This is a genomic window from Bradyrhizobium sp. 2TAF24 (assembly GCF_052115025.1).
GTDB lineage: Bacteria > Pseudomonadota > Alphaproteobacteria > Rhizobiales > Xanthobacteraceae > Bradyrhizobium_A.
Genome location: NZ_JBFRFW010000031.1, coordinates 1 through 15,407, shown reverse-complemented (window position 1 = coordinate 15,407; position 15,407 = coordinate 1). Strand labels below are relative to the sequence as shown.

Genomic DNA, 15,407 nt, shown 5'->3' with positions numbered 1-15,407 from the left:
CCATGAAAATCCTGGTTCCCGTCAAGCGGGTGGTTGACTACAACGTCAAGGTCCGCGTCAAGAGCGATGGCAGCGGCGTGGACATCGCCAATGTCAAGATGAGCATGAACCCCTTCGACGAGATTGCCGTCGAAGAGGCTGTGCGGCTCAGGGAGAAAGGCGCGGCAACGGAGATCGTCGCCGTCTCGTGCGGCGTGTCTCAATGCCAGGAGACGCTGCGCACCGCCATGGCCATCGGTGCCGACCGCGGCATCCTAGTCGAGACCAATGAAGAACTGCAGCCGCTGGCCGTGGCTAAGCTGCTTAAGGCCCTGATCGACAAGGAACAGCCCGGCCTCGTGATCCTGGGCAAGCAGGCCATCGACGACGACTGCAACCAGACCGGCCAGATGCTGGCGGCGCTGGCCGGTCTGCCGCAAGCCACCTTCGCCTCCAAGGTCGAGCTCGCCAGCGACAAGGCAGCCGTGACCCGCGAAGTGGACGGCGGCCTGGAAACCCTTAGCCTCACGCTGCCCGCGGTCATCACCGCCGACCTGCGTCTGAACGAACCGCGCTACGTCACCTTGCCCAACATCATGAAGGCCAAGAAAAAGCCGCTGGACACCATCAAGCCCGAAGACCTCGGCGTTCAAGTCGCCCCGCGCCTGAAGACCCTGAAGGTGACCGAACCCGCCAAGCGCGGCGCCGGCGTGAAGGTGGCTGACGTGGCCGCCCTGGTCGAAAAACTCAAGAACGAAGCGAAGGTGATCTAAATGTCGGTACTCGTTATTGCTGAACACGACAACGCATCCATCAAGGGCGCAACCCTGAACACCGTGACGGCTGCAGCCGCTTGCGGTGGCGACGTGCACGTGCTGGTGGCCGGCCACAATGCCGGCGCTGCCGCACAAGCCGCCGCCCAGATCGCCGGTGTCGCCAAGGTCATCCACGCCGACGCCGCAGGCTTGGCCCACGGCCTGGCCGAGAACGTGGCCGCCCAGGTGCTGGCCATCGCCGGCAACTATAGCCACATCCTGTTCCCGGCCACGGCCGGCGGCAAGAACGTGGCCCCCCGCGTGGCCGCCAAGCTCGACGTCGCCCAGATCAGCGACATCACCAAGGTGGTGAGCGCCGACACCTTCGAACGCCCCATCTACGCCGGCAATGCCATCGCCACCGTGCAAAGCAGCGACGCCACCAAAGTCATCACCGTGCGCACCACCGGCTTCGACGCCACAGCGGCGACCGGAGGCAACGCAGCAGTGGAAACGGCAACCGCAGCGGCAGACACCGGCAAGAGCAGCTACGTGGGCAGCGAAATCGCCAAGAGCGACCGGCCCGAACTGACGGCGGCCAAGATCATCGTCTCCGGCGGCCGTGCGCTGGGCAGCAAGGAAAAATTCGACGAAGTCATCACCCCGCTGGCCGACAAGCTGGGCGCGGCCATCGGCGCGAGCCGCGCGGCGGTGGATGCGGGCTACGCGCCCAATGACCTGCAGGTGGGCCAGACCGGCAAGATCGTGGCGCCGCAGCTGTACGTGGCGGCGGGCATCTCGGGGGCGATCCAGCACCTGGCGGGCATGAAGGACTCCAAGGTGATCGTGGCGATCAACAAGGACCCGGAGGCGCCGATCTTCAGCGTGGCCGACTACGGGCTGGAGGCGGACCTGTTCGCGGCTGTGCCGGAACTCGTCAAGGCCTTTTAACTTGGATGAGATACACCATGGAGCTTCGGCATTTGCGTTGCTTTATAGCGGTGGCCGAAGAACTTCACTTTGGCCGCGCAGCGGAAAAGCTGCACATCGATCAGTCCCCTTTGTCGCGCACCATCAAGGAGATAGAGGAAGAGCTCGGGGCGCAACTGTTCACGCGAACCACGCGAAGCACCCGCCTGACCTTTGCCGGAATGGCATTCCTGGAGCGGGTGCCGCGAATCTTCGAAGCTCTGAAACAGGCGTGTGACGGCGTCAAGTCCGCCGCCAGTGGGTTTCAGGGACAGTTGCGCATCGCTTTGTCCGATGGCATCACGCCCTCGCGAATGCCGACGCTGCTGGCACGGTGCCGAGAGGAAGATCCAGAGATTGACATTCGGTTATTTGAGATGCCGTTGGACCAACAGATCAAGGGTCTGCACGATGACCTGTATGACGTCGGCTTTTCGATGGCCGAAGAGGTGGGCGACGGCATTGTGGTCAGGCCTGCGTGGGAAGACGAGCTGATGGTGGCGGTCCCAGCTCGCCATCCTGTGCTGGCCCACAAGCACGTTCCGTTGGAAGAAGTGCTGCGCTATCCGCTGGCGCTATGCGATCCGGCGATATGCGAAGGCCATGCACGCCAAGTTGATCGCGTTTTGCAGCGCTACGAGCAACAGCCACTGATCGCCCAGCGCGTGGCGTCCTATGAGGTGATGATGACCTTAGTCTCCGCCGGATTGGCACTTGGTTTGGCGGGCGCCGCGCACATTGCATCCGGCCGTGGGCCAGGTGTTGTGGCCCGGCGCTTGGCGGGCAAGTCGCAGATGCTGGCCACGTATCTGCTGCACCGTGACGTGGAGCCCTCCGAAATGCTGGCTCGGTTCATCGCACGAGTGGACTCCATTGATTCGGCGGATGGCTCCAGCGCCGCCGAGGACTCCTGATCCACCTGCTGAAAGGACCCAAGCCATGCCCCGATTCCTGTCGCTGCTGATGGCCGCTGCACTGACAGCCTCCTGTGGGCCATCCCAACCGACGGAAACCGTGGACTTCCTCGTGGCCCATCCTGAGCGTCTCAAGGAAGTCCAGCGCCTGTGCAAGGAAGAGCGCGCGAAGGCCGGCGAAGAACTCTGCCGACGTGCCGCCGAGGCCGCGAATCGCCGCTTCTTTGGTGACCGGCCGGAGCAGAAGTCCCAATAAGGTAACCTTCCGTCGCGGCGCCGCGACAAAGTTCTCGCAGTTACCTCATCACGCCGCAGCGCGCTCGCGCATGCGGCATTTTTATTGTCTTCGCCACCGCAAGAAGTCTGGCTCTTTTGGCCTGAATCCCCGCCATAACGGTCTTTGACCGGCCTGCACGCTCGCCTTGATCCTCGGCACTACGGCACGTTCCTGTGCCGTAGTGGGAGGTTGACCAATGCAAGGAACGAACGTGCTGTTCGGTCAGATTGCCGTCGTCTTCGGCATCGTGATCGCTGGCGTATGGAGCGCCACGCAATGGACAGCAGCGGCCCTGGGCTACCAGCTACGCCTGGGCTCGCCGTGGTTCGACTTCTTCGGTACGCCGGTCTACCACCCCTGGGGCCTGTTCGAGTGGTGGTTCTTCTTCGACGCCTACGCGCCGCATATCTTCGACGCGGGCGGTGCCATTGCCGCAGGCAGCGGCCTGATCGCGATGGTAGTTGCCATCGGCATGTCGATCTGGCGCTCGCGCCAGTCCAAGCTGGTCACGACCTACGGCTCGGCCCGCTGGGCCAATGCGGAGGACATCCACAAGGCGGGCCTTGACCAGCCTGCGGGCGTGTTCCTCGGCCTGCATCGCCAGCAGTACCTGCGCCATGAAGGCCCGGAACACGTCCTGACATTCGCGCCCACCCGCTCGGGCAAAGGCGTGGGCCTGGTGGTTCCCACCTTGTTGAGCTGGCCTGCATCGGCCGTCATTCACGACATCAAGGGCGAGAACTGGAGCATCACCGCCGGCTGGCGCTCGCGCTTCTCGCATTGCCTGCTGTTCAACCCGACCGATGCGAAGTCGTCGGCCTACAACCCACTGCTGGAGGTGAGGCGCGGCGCGCACGAAGTGCGCGACGTGCAGAACATCGCAGACATTCTGGTCGATCCCGAAGGAGCACTGGAGCGGCGCAACCATTGGGAGAAGACCTCGCATGCGCTGCTGGTTGGGGCCATCCTGCACGTGCTCTACGCAGGCGAAGACAAGACGCTGCGCGGAGTCGCCAACTTCCTCAGCGACCCGGCCTGTCCCTTCGAGCTGACCCTGCATCGGATGATGACCACGCCGCACATCGGTGGTGGGCCGCATCTGGTGGTGGCATCGGCAGCGCGCGAAGTCCTGAACAAATCGGACAACGAGCGTTCCGGCGTGTTGAGCACCGCCATGTCATTCCTCGGCCTGTACCGCGACCCCACGGTGGCCGAAGTCACCTCGCGCTGCGACTGGCGCATTGCCGACCTGATCGCGGCCGAGCATCCGGTGTCGCTGTACCTGGTGGTGCCGCCTTCGGACATTTCGCGGACGAAACCGCTCATTCGCCTGATCCTCAACCAGATCGGGCGACGGCTGACGGAATCGCTCGACGGCAGCGACGGCATCGCGCGCCGCCACAAGCTGCTATTGATGCTCGACGAGTTCCCCGCGCTCGGACGGCTCGACTTCTTCGAGACGGCCCTGGCCTTCATGGCCGGCTACGGTATCCGCAGCTTCCTCATCGCCCAGTCGCTCAACCAGATTGACAAAGCCTACGGCCAGAACCATTCGATCCTGGACAACTGCCATGTCCGGGTGACGTTCGCCACCAACGACGAGCGCACCGCCAAGCGCATCTCCGAAACGCTGGGCACCGCGACCGAGCTGCGCGCGCAGCGCAACTACGCCGGCCACCGGCTCGCGCCATGGCTCGGGCATCTGATGGTGTCGCGCCAGGAGACGGCACGTCCGCTGCTCACGCCGGGCGAGGTAATGCAGCTTCCGCCCGACGAGGCCGTGGTGATGGTGTCCAGCGTGGCGCCCATCAAGGCCAAGAAGCTGCGCTACTACGCGGACAGCAATTTCAAGCGGCGCGTGCTTCCGCCGCCGGTGCTTGCAACCCTGTCCATGCAGGGGCGCTATGCCGATGTGCCACCGGAACGCGCCGACGACTGGAGCGGGCTGGCGATTCCCGCCATGCCGGTCGCACCGACGGCCGACGCCGCCGATGGGCTGGAGAACCTGGGTTCGGCCGACGACAGCGGCCCACGCCGCCAGCCCGAACTTTCCGAAGCCGTCACCTACGACCCCGACCTGGTTGCGCCCGCAGCCGACCTCGGGCTGCTCGATGACGACGACATGCCGCATCCCCTTCCTCGCCAGCTCGATCCGGCCCTGCAGCGCACGGCCCGGCTGGCTTCCCTCGACCCTGACGACGGAATCGACCTATGACCCAACACCGCCTCAATGTGTTCATCCAGCCGGAGCACAGCAAGCGGCTCGATGAACTGGCCGCCAAGAAGGGCGTGTCCAAGTCCAGCATCGTCGCGGCGGCCCTGGCCTCCTGGCTGTCGCCCGATGCGGCCGACCAGCGCGAGGCGGCAATTGCCAAGCGGCTGGACCGCCTGTCGCGCCACGCCGAGCGCCTGGAGCGCGACCAGAACATTGCCATCGAAACATTGGCGCTGTTCATCCGCTATTTCCTCACGGTGAGCACACCCGTGCCCGAGGCCCATCAGGATGCCGCTCGCGCCCAGGGCAAGGCCCGCTTCGAGCAGTTCGTCGAGCAGCTCGGTCGCCATTTGCTGCGCGGGCGCAGCCTGGTGCGGGATGTGGTGGAGGAACTGCACACCGATCCGACGCGACCGGAGGGCGCTGCGGCCGTCGCGGATGCCCAGGAGCGTGCCTTATGAGCGCCGTTCCTTCCTCCTTCACGGCCACCTCGCTGGATCGCCGCATCCAGATGCTGCGCACGGCCATGGGGCCGCTGATCGCTGCCGCGCTCGAAGACCCGGACGTGGTGGAAATCATGCTCAACCCCGATCGCACGCTCTGGGTGGATCGTCTGTCCACGGGCCGCGCGCCGATGGGCGTGGAACTGTCCGAGGCCGATGGCGAACGCATCATCCGCCTCGTTGCAGCTCACGTTGGCACGGAAGTTCATCGGGGCCAGCCGTTGTTGACGGCAGAGCTGCCCGAGACGGGCGAACGCTTCGAGGGCATCCTGCCGCCCGCCGCGCCGGGGCCGGCCTTCGCCTTGCGCAAGCGCGCCTTTGGCGTGATCCCACTGTCGCGCTACATCGAGGACGGAATGATGACCGCCGCGCAGGCGGGCCTGCTGGTGCGCGCCGTGCGCGAGCGCCAGAACATCCTGATCGCAGGCGGCACCAGCACGGGCAAGACCACGCTCGCCAATGCCTTGCTCGCCGAGATTGCCGCTACCGGTGACCGCGTGCTGGTGCTTGAAGACACGGTGGAGCTGCAATGCGCGGCGCGCGATCACGTACCGCTGCGCACGCGCCAGGGCGTGGTGTCGATGACCGAGCTGGTGCGCTCTTCCATGCGCCTGCGCCCGGATCGCGTGATCGTTGGCGAAGTGCGTGGTGCCGAGGCGCTGGATCTCATCAAGGTATGGGGCACGGGCCACCCCGGCGGCATCGCCACCATCCACGCCGGCTCCGCGCTGGGCGCGCTGCTGCGCCTGGAGCAACTGATTCTCGAAGTGGCGGAGAACCCGCCCCGTGCGCTGATCGCGGAAGCGGTCAACGTGGTCATCCACATCGCCGGGCGCGGACGCAAGCGCCGCATCGAGAGCATCGCCCGCGTCGTCGGCTTCGATGGCGCGGGCTACCAACTGGCGGATGCGCTGGAGGCTCCATTCCCGGAGCTGCTGTCGCAGTCCGACCTTTCTTCCCTGTCCCCTGACCAACCTGGAGAACTGCCATGACGCAGATGATCGTTCCTGCTTTCCGTATTTCTGCAAACCCGCTTGCCCTGCGCTGCCGTCCCGCGCGGCTGGATGGCTTGGCACGCCCAGCCCTGCAGGGCCTGATGCTCGCGGCGCTGATGCTGCTGCTCGCAGGCACCGCGCAGGCCGCCGGTTCCTCGATGCCTTGGGAGGGGCCGCTGCAATCCATCCTGGAGTCGATCCAGGGTCCGGTGGCCCGGATCATCGCGGTCATCATCATCATCGCCACGGGCCTGGCGCTGGCCTTCGGCGATACCTCGGGCGGTTTTCGCAAGCTGATCCAGATCGTCTTCGGTCTGTCGATCGCGTTTGCCGCGTCCTCGTTCTTCCTGTCGTTCTTCAGCTTCTCGGGCGGGGCTGTCGTATGAGCGCGGCCCACGATGGCGTGCAGGGGTTCGCTCCGGGGTTCGAAGTGCCACTGCACCGCTCGCTGACCGAGCCGATCCTGCTGGGCGGCGCGCCGCGCACGGTGGCGATTGCCAATGGCACCTTGGCCGCGGCCGTGGGCTTGGGCCTGCAACTGTGGATTCCGGGCCTGGTGCTCTGGATCGCCGGCCATGCGTTGGCGGTCTGGGGCGCGCGTGTCGATCCGCGGTTCATGCAAGTCTTCGCGCGCCATATCAAGCACCGGCCGCTGCTGGACGTGTAGGGGCAAAGGGAGATATCGCATGCTGAACCTTGCCGAATACCGCCAGCGCCCGGCCTTGCTGGCTGACTGGCTGCCTTGGGCCGGGCTGATCGCTCCGGGCGTCGTGCTGAATAAGGATGGCTCCTTCCAGCGCACGGCGCGCTTTCGGGGGCCAGACCTCGACAGTGCCACGCAGGGCGAGCTGATCTCTACGTCAGCACGGTTGAACAACGCGCTGCGCAGGCTGGGTTCGGGCTGGGCCTTGTTCATCGAAGCCGAGCGCCGGCCCGCCGCCAACTACCCGCACTCGGAGTTTCCCGAGCCGCTGTCGTGGCTGGTGGACGAGGAGCGACGGGCCGCCTTTGAGGACTTGGGCAATCACTTCGAGAGCGGCTACCACCTCACGCTGGTGTACCTGCCGCCCGAGGAGGCCCGTGCCCGTGCCGCGGGCCTGCTGTACGAGAACCGGCTGACCGAAGGCGTCGATTGGCGCGAGCGCCTGACTGCCTTCATCGCGGAGACGGAACGCATCTTTGACCTGCTCGACGGCGTGATGCCGGAGATCGCCTGGCTCGACGATAGCCAGACGCTGACCTACCTGCACGCCACCGTGTCTACACGGCGTTACCGCGTGGGCGTGCCCGAGGTGCCATTCCACCTCGATGCGCTGCTGGCCGACGCGCCGCTGATCGGTGGCTTGGCGCCGATGCTGGGCGACCAGCACCTGCGCGTGGTGTCGGTGCGCGGTTTTCCGATCTCGACTTGGCCGGGGATTCTGGACGACCTCAACCGTCTGGGCTTCGCGTATCGCTGGAGTACGCGCTTTCTCTGCCTGGACAAAGCCGAGGCGGAAAAAGAACTCGCCCGCCTGCGCCGTCAGTGGTTCGCCAAACGCAAGAACGTCATCGCGCTGCTGCGCGAGACGATCTTCCAGCAGGAAAGCCCGCTGGTCGATACCGACGCCAGCAACAAGGCCACCGATGCCGATGCCGCCTTGCAGGAGCTGGGCAGCGATCAAGTGGCCTTCGGCTACGTGACAGCGACCGTCACCGTCATGGACGCGGATGCCGCCGTGGCCAACGAGAAGCTGCGCAGGGTGGAGCGCGTCATCCAGGGGCGTGGCTTCGTCACCATCCCCGAAACGCTCAACGCCGTGGATGCGTGGCTGTCGTCCATTCCGGGCCATGCCTACGCCAACGTCCGCCAGCCCATCGTCTCCACGTTGAACCTGGCGCACCTGATGCCGGTGTCGGCGGTATGGGCCGGGCCGGAGAAGAACGCGCACCTCGACGGCCCGCCGCTGATCGTCACGCGCACTGAGGGCGCGACGCCGTTCCGGCTGGTGACGCACATCGGCGACGTGGGCCACACGCTGGTGGCTGGCCCTACGGGCATGGGCAAGTCGGTGCTGCTCGCCACCTTGGCGATGCAGTTTCGGCGCTATCGCGGCTCGCGCATCTTTGCCTTCGACATGGGGCGCTCGATGCGCGCCACCATCCTCGGGCTGGGTGGTGAGCACTACGACCTCGGGATGGATGGCGAGATCGCGTTTCAGCCTCTCGCCCGCATCGACCGCGAGGGCTACCGCACCTGGGCCGCCGAATGGATCGAAGGGCGCTTGCGGCATGAGAGCGTGGCCGTCGGCCCCGAAGAGAAGGCCGCTATCTGGTCGGCGCTCGGCAGTCTCGCCGGTGCGCCGATGGAACAGCGCACGATGACGGGCCTGTCGGTACTGCTGCAATCGAATGCGCTGCGCCAGGCGCTTGCGCCGTACGTGCTGGGCGGCGCCCACGGCAAGCTGCTGGATGCGGATTCGGATCGCCTGGGCGCTGGCTCCGTGCAGTGCTTCGAGATGGAGGAATTGATGCACAGCAAGGCCGCCGTCATGGCCGTGCTGCACTACCTCTTTGCGCGCTTCGATGAGCGCTTTGACGGTGCGCCCACGCTGCTGATCCTCGATGAAGCCTGGCTGTTCCTCGATGACCCGGTGTTTGCCGCGCGCATTCGCCAGTGGCTCAAGACGTTGCGCAAGAAGAACGTGTCGGTCATCTTCGCCACGCAGAGCCTGGCCGACATCAAGGATTCGAGCATCGCGCCCGCGATCATCGAAAGCTGCGCGAGCCGCATCTTCCTGCCGAACCCGCAGGCGACCGAGCCGCAGATTCGCACGATCTACGAAGGCTTTGGGCTGAACTTGCGCCAGATCGAGATCGTCGCCACCGCGCAGCCCAAGCGCGACTACTACTACCAATCCCGCCTCGGCAATCGCCTGTTCGACCTCGACCTGGGACCGGCGACGCTGGCCTTCGCGGGCGCATCCACGGCGCAGGACCAGCGCGACATCGACGCGGTGCTCGCTGCCGCCAGCACCTCCACACCTTCCGCTTCCACCCCGTTCGCAGCCGCATGGCTGCGCCACCGCAGCCTCGATTGGGCGGCCGATCTGCTGCGCGATTTCCCCGGCCCCGCGCCGGGTGCCGCCCCCATCCCCAGCCATTCCCAGGAGAACCTGCCATGAAACCCCATGCCCACAATCTCGCCGCGCTGACCACCGCCTGCGTGCTCGCCTTCGGCATTGCGCAGCCCGCGCATGCACTGTTCGGCGTTGGCGACATCGTGTTCGATCCGACCAATTTGGTGCAGAACACGCTCACCGCCGTTCGCACGCTGGAGCAGATCAACAACCAGATCCGCCAGCTCCAAAACGAAGCGCAGATGCTCATCAACCAGGCGCGCAACCTGGCCAGCCTGCCGTCCAGCGTGGTGGGCCAGCTGCGCGCCAACCTGGCGACCACCCAGCGGCTCATCGCCCAGGCCAAGGGCATGGCCTACGACGTGGCGAACATGGACCAGATGTTCCAGCGTCTGTACCCCGAACAGTACTCCGCCACCGTCAGCGGCAATCAGATGTACCGCGATGCGCAGGAGCGCTGGAAGAACACGCTCACTGGCCTTCAGACCACCATGCAGATGCAGGCCCAGGCTTCGCAGAACCTGAGCGATGACGAGGGCGTGCTGGCCGACCTCGTGGGCAAGAGCCAGTCCGCCGTGGGCGCTCTCCAGGCGATGCAGGCCATGAACCAGTTGCTGGCCCTGCAGGCCAAGCAGTCCATTCAGACCCAGCGCTTGCAGATCACGCAGGACCGCGCGGCCTCGCTGGAGCTGGCGCGGCAGGCCGCCGCAGTGGAGCGTGGCCGCGAGGTGAATCGGCGCTTCGTGGGCACTGGCACGCCGTACACGCCGCAGCCCGTGAACTTCTACAGCCGCTGACGGAGCCGGGCCATGAACGACGTTTCGGTCATCGACCGCTTCCTCGACGTTTTCTCGCGCTACATCGACTCGGGATTCGGCCTGGTGCAGGGCGAGGTGGCGTTCCTGACCGCAACGTTGATCGTCATCGACATGACGTTGGCCGGGCTGTTCTGGGCGATGGGGCATGCCACCGGCCAGGGCGAGGACGTGATCGCCAAGCTGATCCGCAAGGTGCTATACGTGGGTGCTTTCGCCTACATCATCGGCAACTTCAACACCCTGGCGGGCATCCTGTTCCGTTCCTTCGCCGGGCTGGGCCTGACGGCCAGCGGCTCGACCTTGAGCATGGGCAACTTCCTGCAGCCGGGACGGCTGGCCAAGGCCGGCATCGACGCGGCGGCGCCCATCCTCGACCAGATCCGGGAGATGGCGGGCTTCCCCGAGGTGTTCATCAATATCGCGCCCATCGTCGTGCTGTTCCTCGCGTGGCTGGTGGTCATCGTCAGCTTCTTCGTGCTGGCGGTGCAGCTCTTCGTCACGCTGATCGAGTTCAAGCTGACCACGCTCGCGGGCTTCGTGCTGGTTCCGTTTGCCCTCTGGAACAAGACGGCGTTCCTGGCCGAGAAGGTGCTGGGCAACGTGGTGTCCTCGGGCATCAAGGTGCTGGTACTCGCCGTCATCGTGGGCATCGGCTCGGGGCTGTTCGCCGAATTCAGGATACCGCCGGGCTCCGAGCCGTCCATCGACCAGGCGCTGGTCATCATGCTGGCCTCGTTGTCACTGCTCGCCCTGGGCATCTTCGGGCCGGGCATTGCAACGGGCTTGGTATCGGGCGGGCCGCAGCTCGGCGCGGGCGCGATGGCCGGTGCTGCCATCGGTGCAGCCGGAACCGCTGTGGCGGTCGGTGCCGCGGCTACTGGCGTCGGCAGCGCCGTGGCGGCTGGCGCGCGCATGGCGCCCGCAGCCGCCAAAGCAGCGGCCAGCGGTGCCCGCTCGATGGCATCGACCGCCAGCAGCGCCAGGTCGGCGTACCAGGCGGGCTCCGCTTCGGCCGGTGGAGGCCTGAAAGGTGCCGCCGCGGGCGTGGGCAATGTTGCCAAGACTGGCGCGCAGGCGGCGGGGCAGAAGGTGGCCGAAGGCGCACGCTCGATGAAGGAGCGTGTCGCTGCCGCCTTCCGGCCCGATGACACATCAGCCTCCGGCGCCGCACCCACCGGCCCTGACGCTGCCGGATCGGCTCCATCTGCCGAACAACCCGCGTGGGCCAAGCGCCTGCATCGCAGGCAGCAGCTCACCCATGCGGCGACCACCGCCGCCCACACGCTGCGCGGCGGCGATGGCGGCAGCTCCAGTCAAGGCCCAAGCCTTCGCGATTCCGACTCATAAGGAGAACTCCCATGCGATTCAAACGACCGCAGGTGCGCTACGCCGATACGCCGCAGCCTGCTACCCCATACCAATCCGCCGCCCAGGTCTGGGACGAGCGCATCGGTTCGGCCCGCGTGCAGGCGAAGAACTGGCGCTTCATGGCCTTCGGCTGCCTCACGCTGGCCGTACTGATGGCCGGCGGCCTGGTCTGGCGCTCGGCGCAGTCCATCGTTACGCCCTACGTGGTGGAGGTGGACAACGTGGGCCAAGTGCGCGCTGTCGGCGAAGCCGCCACGCCATACCGGCCCAGCGATGCCCAGATGGCCTATCACCTGGGCCGCTTCATCGGGCTGGTGCGCTCGCTGTCCATCGACCCCATCGTGGTGCGGCAGAACTGGCTCGATGCCTACGACTACACGACCGACAAGGGCGCCGTGGTGCTTAACGAGTACGCGCGGGTGAACGATCCGTTCGCGCGCATCGGCAAGGAGTCGGTGACGGTGCAGATCACCAGCGTGACCCGCGCCAGCGACACGTCTTTCAACGTGCGCTGGACGGAGACCCGCTTTGTGAACGGTGCGCTGGATCGCACCGAGCGCTGGAACGCGGTGGTTTCCACGGTGCTGCAAGCCCCGCGCACCGAGCAGCGTCTGCGCAAGAACCCCTTGGGCATCTACGTCAATGGTCTGTCGTGGAGCCGCGAACTGGAAGGAAACGAAGGAGCAAAACCATGAACGCACATTTCCGTAAATCCGCCTTGCCGGTGATCCTGCTGGTATCCACCGTCCTGTTTGCAGGCTGCGCTTCGCAGGGCAAGCCGCCGCCGTCCATTTCGCTCGATGAGCCGGTGCAGGCCCAGCCTCTGCCGGAGCCGCCTGCGCCTGTGGAAGTGGTGGCCGTGCCGCAGGTGCTGCCGATGCCGGCGCAGATGAAACCTGTGCCGGATGCCAAGCCCACGCCGGAACCCGCCGATGAAACCGTGCGGGTGTCCCGCGCCAACGCCGAGGCGCGCATCGCGCCGACGCGCGAGGGCTACGTCAACGCAATCCAGGTCTGGCCCTTCACCGATGGCGCGCTGTACCAGGTCTATGCAGCCGTGGGCCGCGCGACGGTGATCGCGCTCCAGCCGGGTGAGGAACTGGTGACGGTGGCCGCTGGCGATACCGTCCGGTGGATCGTCGGCGACACATCGAGCGGCAGCGGTGATGCGCTGCGCGTCAACGTGATGGTCAAGCCGATCCGCTCAGGGTTGAAGACCAACCTGGTCATCACGACCAGTCGGCGCACCTACCTGCTGGAGCTGACTTCGACCGAGAAGACGTGGATGGCCTCGGTGTCCTGGGAATATCCGAAGGACAAGATGCTGGCCTTGCAGCGCCAGTCGCAGGCGGCCAGCGCCGCCGCGCCGGTCGATGCTGGCCTGTCGCTGGAGAAGATCCGTTTCCGTTATGCGGTCAGCGGCAGCAATCCGCCGTGGAAGCCGCTGCGGGCCTTCGACGATGGCGAGAAGGTCTATATCCAGTTTCCGCCGGGCATCGCCCAAGGCGAACTGCCGCCGCTGTTCGTCATCGGCGCCCAGGGCGATGGGCAACTCGTCAATTACCGCTTCCGGCCGCCGTACTACATCGTGGATCGCCTGTTCGGCGCCGCCGAACTACGCCTGGGCGGGGACAAGGGCGATGTGGTGCGGATCGAACGTACCGATGGCACGCGGAGGAACTGAGCATGAGCCAGGACGATTCCCCTGACTTTGCGCCGCAGGCGGGCAAGGTCGCGCCCGAGGCGGTGGCGCTGCGCGCCCAGCCGCGCCCGGTCACACGCCTGAACCGGCGCACGCTGGCCATGCTCACCGGTGGCCTGTCGGTCGCCGTGCTCGGGGCCACGATCTGGTCATTGCAGCCGCACCGGCGCGGCGCAGGCGAGCAGACCGAGCTTTACAACGTCGATCGCGTCTCGAAGTCCGAGGGGCTGGATGGCCTGCCTTCGGATTACTCCAAGCTGCCGCGAAAGGTGCCCGAGCTGGGGCCGCCGCTGCCGGGCGACCTTGGCCCGGCCATCGTGAAGGCGCAGCAGCCGGTGACGCCCACCTACGCGCCGCCGGGCCACGACCCGGAGGATGCACGGCGCAAGGAAGCTGAAGCGGCAGCAGCTTCCTCGGTGTTCTTCCGCTCGGGCACGCCTGGCAAGACCGCCGCGCCAGCGGCTGCGCAAGTCGCTGCGGCTGGCCAAGCATCGGCCTTGGCGGGCTTCGACCCGCTCGCCGCCGGGCCGGCCTCGACGGCGGCCCAGCCCGCCGACCCGACCGCTGTGCAGAATCGACAAGACCAGAAAGAGGCGTTCCTGAAAGGCGGCTCTACGGAAACCCGCAATTCCGGGGATCTGAAAATGCCGTCCTCGCCGTATCAGGTGATGGCCGGGACGGTGATCGCTGGCGCGCTGGTGACAGGCATCAAGTCCGATCTTCCGGGCGACGTGATCGCCACGGTGACGGAGCCGGTCTACGACACGGCCACGGGCAAGTTCCTGCTGATTCCGCAGGGCTCGCGCATCCTGGGCCGCTACAACAGCCAGGTCAGCTATGGACAGAGCCGGGTGCAGGTGGTTTGGAACCGCATCATCCTGCCGGACACGTCCTCGCTGACGCTGGACAACCTCGTCGGCACCGATCCGGCCGGCTATTCGGGCCTGGAAGACGGTGTGGACTACCACTGGAGCCGCATCGTCGCCGGTGCGGCGCTGACGACGCTGCTGGGCATCGGCGCCGAGTTGGCCGCGCCGGAGAACCGGCAGGACGGCAACCGCATCGTGATCGCCGGGCGCGACAGCGCACAGGACAGCATCAACCAGGTCGGGCAGGAGATGACCCGGCGCAACATGAACATCCAGCCGACGCTGACCGAGCGGCCCGGCCTGCCGGTGCGGATCATCGCCAACCGCGATCTGGTGCTGCGTCCGTACCAGCCAATGTTCTTCCAGCGGGGAGCGATGCAATGAGCACGACCAAGAAACTGCGGCTCGGGCCACTGCCCAAGACCGAGAGCGTCAAGCTGACCTTCGCTTGCCCGGCCAGCCTGAGGGCCACCCTCGACCGCTATGCCGCGCTGCACGCGCAGGCATATGGCGAGACCGTCGATGCAACGACGCTTATCCCGCACATGCTGGAGGCGTTCATGGCGGGGGATCGGGGATTCAGGAAGGGCACAGCGACACGGAGCGCGCCAACGAAGCCGACATGATGGCGTCGCGTACCAATGGCATCCGTCGAACGCGCAGCCCCAGGCTGCGCGTTCTTCATTCTCTGGATGCCGCACGCAAAGCCTCTTGGGCTATGATGGTGCGACAGGCCCGCCGTTCCTCGGCAATCCCGCACGCTCCAGCGCGATCCGGCTTTCCCTCCCGACGCTCCTATGTGGCTCCTAGCCCACAAGGCCGCACTTCCGCAAAGTGGCCTGAAAACGAGCTAACCTACTGTCCCATATACGGTTTCAAGCTCTGCGTGATTTGCACGAAGGACTTGACACCAGAACTTTTTTG

At 66.1% G+C, this 15,407-nt stretch carries 16 protein-coding genes; all 16 read left to right on the top strand.

The genetic code is table 11. The features are described 5' to 3' along the window. Positions 1–2: 2 nt before the first annotated feature. The 16 genes from AB4Z37_RS30660 (at position 3) to AB4Z37_RS30585 (ending at position 15,109) form a co-directional block, all read left to right on the top strand. On the top strand, positions 3–752 hold the full coding sequence (locus AB4Z37_RS30660) for an electron transfer flavoprotein subunit beta/FixA family protein (protein ID WP_012436227.1): 750 nt from the start codon (positions 3–5) through the stop codon (positions 750–752). After that, complete coding sequence (locus tag AB4Z37_RS30655) at positions 753–1,685, top strand: electron transfer flavoprotein subunit alpha/FixB family protein (protein ID WP_012436228.1); 933 nt, start codon at positions 753–755, stop codon at positions 1,683–1,685. A 17-nt stretch (positions 1,686–1,702) separates the two neighbouring features. Continuing rightward, complete coding sequence (locus tag AB4Z37_RS30650; protein WP_012436229.1) at positions 1,703–2,617, top strand: LysR family transcriptional regulator; 915 nt, start codon at positions 1,703–1,705, stop codon at positions 2,615–2,617. A gap of 25 nt (positions 2,618–2,642) precedes the next feature. After that, positions 2,643–2,873, top strand: coding sequence for an EexN family lipoprotein (locus AB4Z37_RS30645; protein ID WP_012436230.1), 231 nt, complete (start codon positions 2,643–2,645; stop codon positions 2,871–2,873). Positions 2,874–3,090: 217 nt separating this feature from the next. Continuing rightward, entirely contained in the window at positions 3,091–5,109 is a 2,019-nt protein-coding gene (locus AB4Z37_RS30640) for a conjugal transfer protein TraG (RefSeq protein ID WP_012436231.1), read from the top strand. After that, positions 5,106–5,570, top strand: coding sequence for a CopG family transcriptional regulator (locus tag AB4Z37_RS30635; protein WP_012436232.1), 465 nt, complete (start codon positions 5,106–5,108; stop codon positions 5,568–5,570). The genes AB4Z37_RS30640 and AB4Z37_RS30635 overlap by 4 nt, the downstream gene beginning before the upstream one ends. After that, positions 5,567–6,604: a P-type conjugative transfer ATPase TrbB gene (trbB, locus tag AB4Z37_RS30630; RefSeq protein WP_012436233.1), complete on the top strand. Its 1,038-nt coding sequence runs from the start codon at positions 5,567–5,569 to the stop codon at positions 6,602–6,604. Before AB4Z37_RS30635 ends, trbB begins: the two co-directional genes overlap by 4 nt. A 104-nt stretch (positions 6,605–6,708) precedes the next feature. After that, entirely contained in the window at positions 6,709–6,993 is a 285-nt protein-coding gene (locus AB4Z37_RS30625; protein ID WP_441520492.1) for a TrbC/VirB2 family protein, read from the top strand. After that, entirely contained in the window at positions 6,990–7,274 is a 285-nt protein-coding gene (locus AB4Z37_RS30620) for a VirB3 family type IV secretion system protein (RefSeq protein WP_012436235.1), read from the top strand. Before AB4Z37_RS30625 ends, AB4Z37_RS30620 begins: the two co-directional genes overlap by 4 nt. Positions 7,275–7,293: 19 nt before the next feature. Continuing rightward, positions 7,294–9,771, top strand: coding sequence for a conjugal transfer protein TrbE (gene trbE, locus AB4Z37_RS30615; protein ID WP_012436236.1), 2,478 nt, complete (start codon positions 7,294–7,296; stop codon positions 9,769–9,771). Continuing rightward, entirely contained in the window at positions 9,768–10,523 is a 756-nt protein-coding gene (gene trbJ, locus AB4Z37_RS30610) for a P-type conjugative transfer protein TrbJ (protein WP_012436237.1), read from the top strand. The genes trbE and trbJ overlap by 4 nt, the downstream gene beginning before the upstream one ends. Positions 10,524–10,535: 12 nt before the next feature. Continuing rightward, a complete protein-coding gene (trbL, locus tag AB4Z37_RS30605) occupies positions 10,536–11,891 on the top strand; it encodes a P-type conjugative transfer protein TrbL (protein WP_074923306.1) in 1,356 nt (451 codons plus the stop codon). Positions 11,892–11,902: 11 nt separating this feature from the next. After that, on the top strand, positions 11,903–12,607 hold the full coding sequence (gene trbF, locus AB4Z37_RS30600) for a conjugal transfer protein TrbF (RefSeq protein WP_074923307.1): 705 nt from the start codon (positions 11,903–11,905) through the stop codon (positions 12,605–12,607). Further along, positions 12,604–13,596 (top strand): P-type conjugative transfer protein TrbG, encoded by a 993-nt coding sequence (trbG, locus tag AB4Z37_RS30595; RefSeq protein ID WP_441520488.1) that lies wholly within the window; start codon positions 12,604–12,606, stop codon positions 13,594–13,596. The genes trbF and trbG overlap by 4 nt, the downstream gene beginning before the upstream one ends. A gap of 2 nt (positions 13,597–13,598) precedes the next feature. Continuing rightward, complete coding sequence (locus tag AB4Z37_RS30590) at positions 13,599–14,867, top strand: TrbI/VirB10 family protein (protein ID WP_441520487.1); 1,269 nt, start codon at positions 13,599–13,601, stop codon at positions 14,865–14,867. Then, entirely contained in the window at positions 14,864–15,109 is a 246-nt protein-coding gene (locus AB4Z37_RS30585) for a DUF2274 domain-containing protein (protein WP_024537615.1), read from the top strand. Before AB4Z37_RS30590 ends, AB4Z37_RS30585 begins: the two co-directional genes overlap by 4 nt. Positions 15,110–15,407 lie beyond the last annotated feature (298 nt).

Excerpts from the sequence above, each read along its gene's own strand:
- AB4Z37_RS30640 (WP_012436231.1), top strand. The coding sequence starts at position 3,091 with ATGCAAGGAACGAACGTGCTGTTCGGTCAGATTGCCGTCGTCTTCGGC.
- AB4Z37_RS30590 (WP_441520487.1), top strand. The coding sequence starts at position 13,599 with ATGAGCCAGGACGATTCCCCTGACTTTGCGCCGCAGGCGGGCAAGGTC.
- trbG (WP_441520488.1), top strand. The coding sequence starts at position 12,604 with ATGAACGCACATTTCCGTAAATCCGCCTTGCCGGTGATCCTGCTGGTA.
- trbJ (WP_012436237.1), top strand. The coding sequence starts at position 9,768 with ATGAAACCCCATGCCCACAATCTCGCCGCGCTGACCACCGCCTGCGTG.
- trbF (WP_074923307.1), top strand. The coding sequence starts at position 11,903 with ATGCGATTCAAACGACCGCAGGTGCGCTACGCCGATACGCCGCAGCCT.
- AB4Z37_RS30620 (WP_012436235.1), top strand. The coding sequence starts at position 6,990 with ATGAGCGCGGCCCACGATGGCGTGCAGGGGTTCGCTCCGGGGTTCGAA.
- trbE (WP_012436236.1), top strand. The coding sequence starts at position 7,294 with ATGCTGAACCTTGCCGAATACCGCCAGCGCCCGGCCTTGCTGGCTGAC.
- AB4Z37_RS30625 (WP_441520492.1), top strand. The coding sequence starts at position 6,709 with ATGCTCGCGGCGCTGATGCTGCTGCTCGCAGGCACCGCGCAGGCCGCC.
- AB4Z37_RS30635 (WP_012436232.1), top strand. The coding sequence starts at position 5,106 with ATGACCCAACACCGCCTCAATGTGTTCATCCAGCCGGAGCACAGCAAG.
- AB4Z37_RS30655 (WP_012436228.1), top strand. The coding sequence starts at position 753 with ATGTCGGTACTCGTTATTGCTGAACACGACAACGCATCCATCAAGGGC.
- AB4Z37_RS30650 (WP_012436229.1), top strand. The coding sequence starts at position 1,703 with ATGGAGCTTCGGCATTTGCGTTGCTTTATAGCGGTGGCCGAAGAACTT.
- trbL (WP_074923306.1), top strand. The coding sequence starts at position 10,536 with ATGAACGACGTTTCGGTCATCGACCGCTTCCTCGACGTTTTCTCGCGC.
- trbB (WP_012436233.1), top strand. The coding sequence starts at position 5,567 with ATGAGCGCCGTTCCTTCCTCCTTCACGGCCACCTCGCTGGATCGCCGC.
- AB4Z37_RS30585 (WP_024537615.1), top strand. The coding sequence starts at position 14,864 with ATGAGCACGACCAAGAAACTGCGGCTCGGGCCACTGCCCAAGACCGAG.
- AB4Z37_RS30660 (WP_012436227.1), top strand. The coding sequence starts at position 3 with ATGAAAATCCTGGTTCCCGTCAAGCGGGTGGTTGACTACAACGTCAAG.
- AB4Z37_RS30645 (WP_012436230.1), top strand. The coding sequence starts at position 2,643 with ATGCCCCGATTCCTGTCGCTGCTGATGGCCGCTGCACTGACAGCCTCC.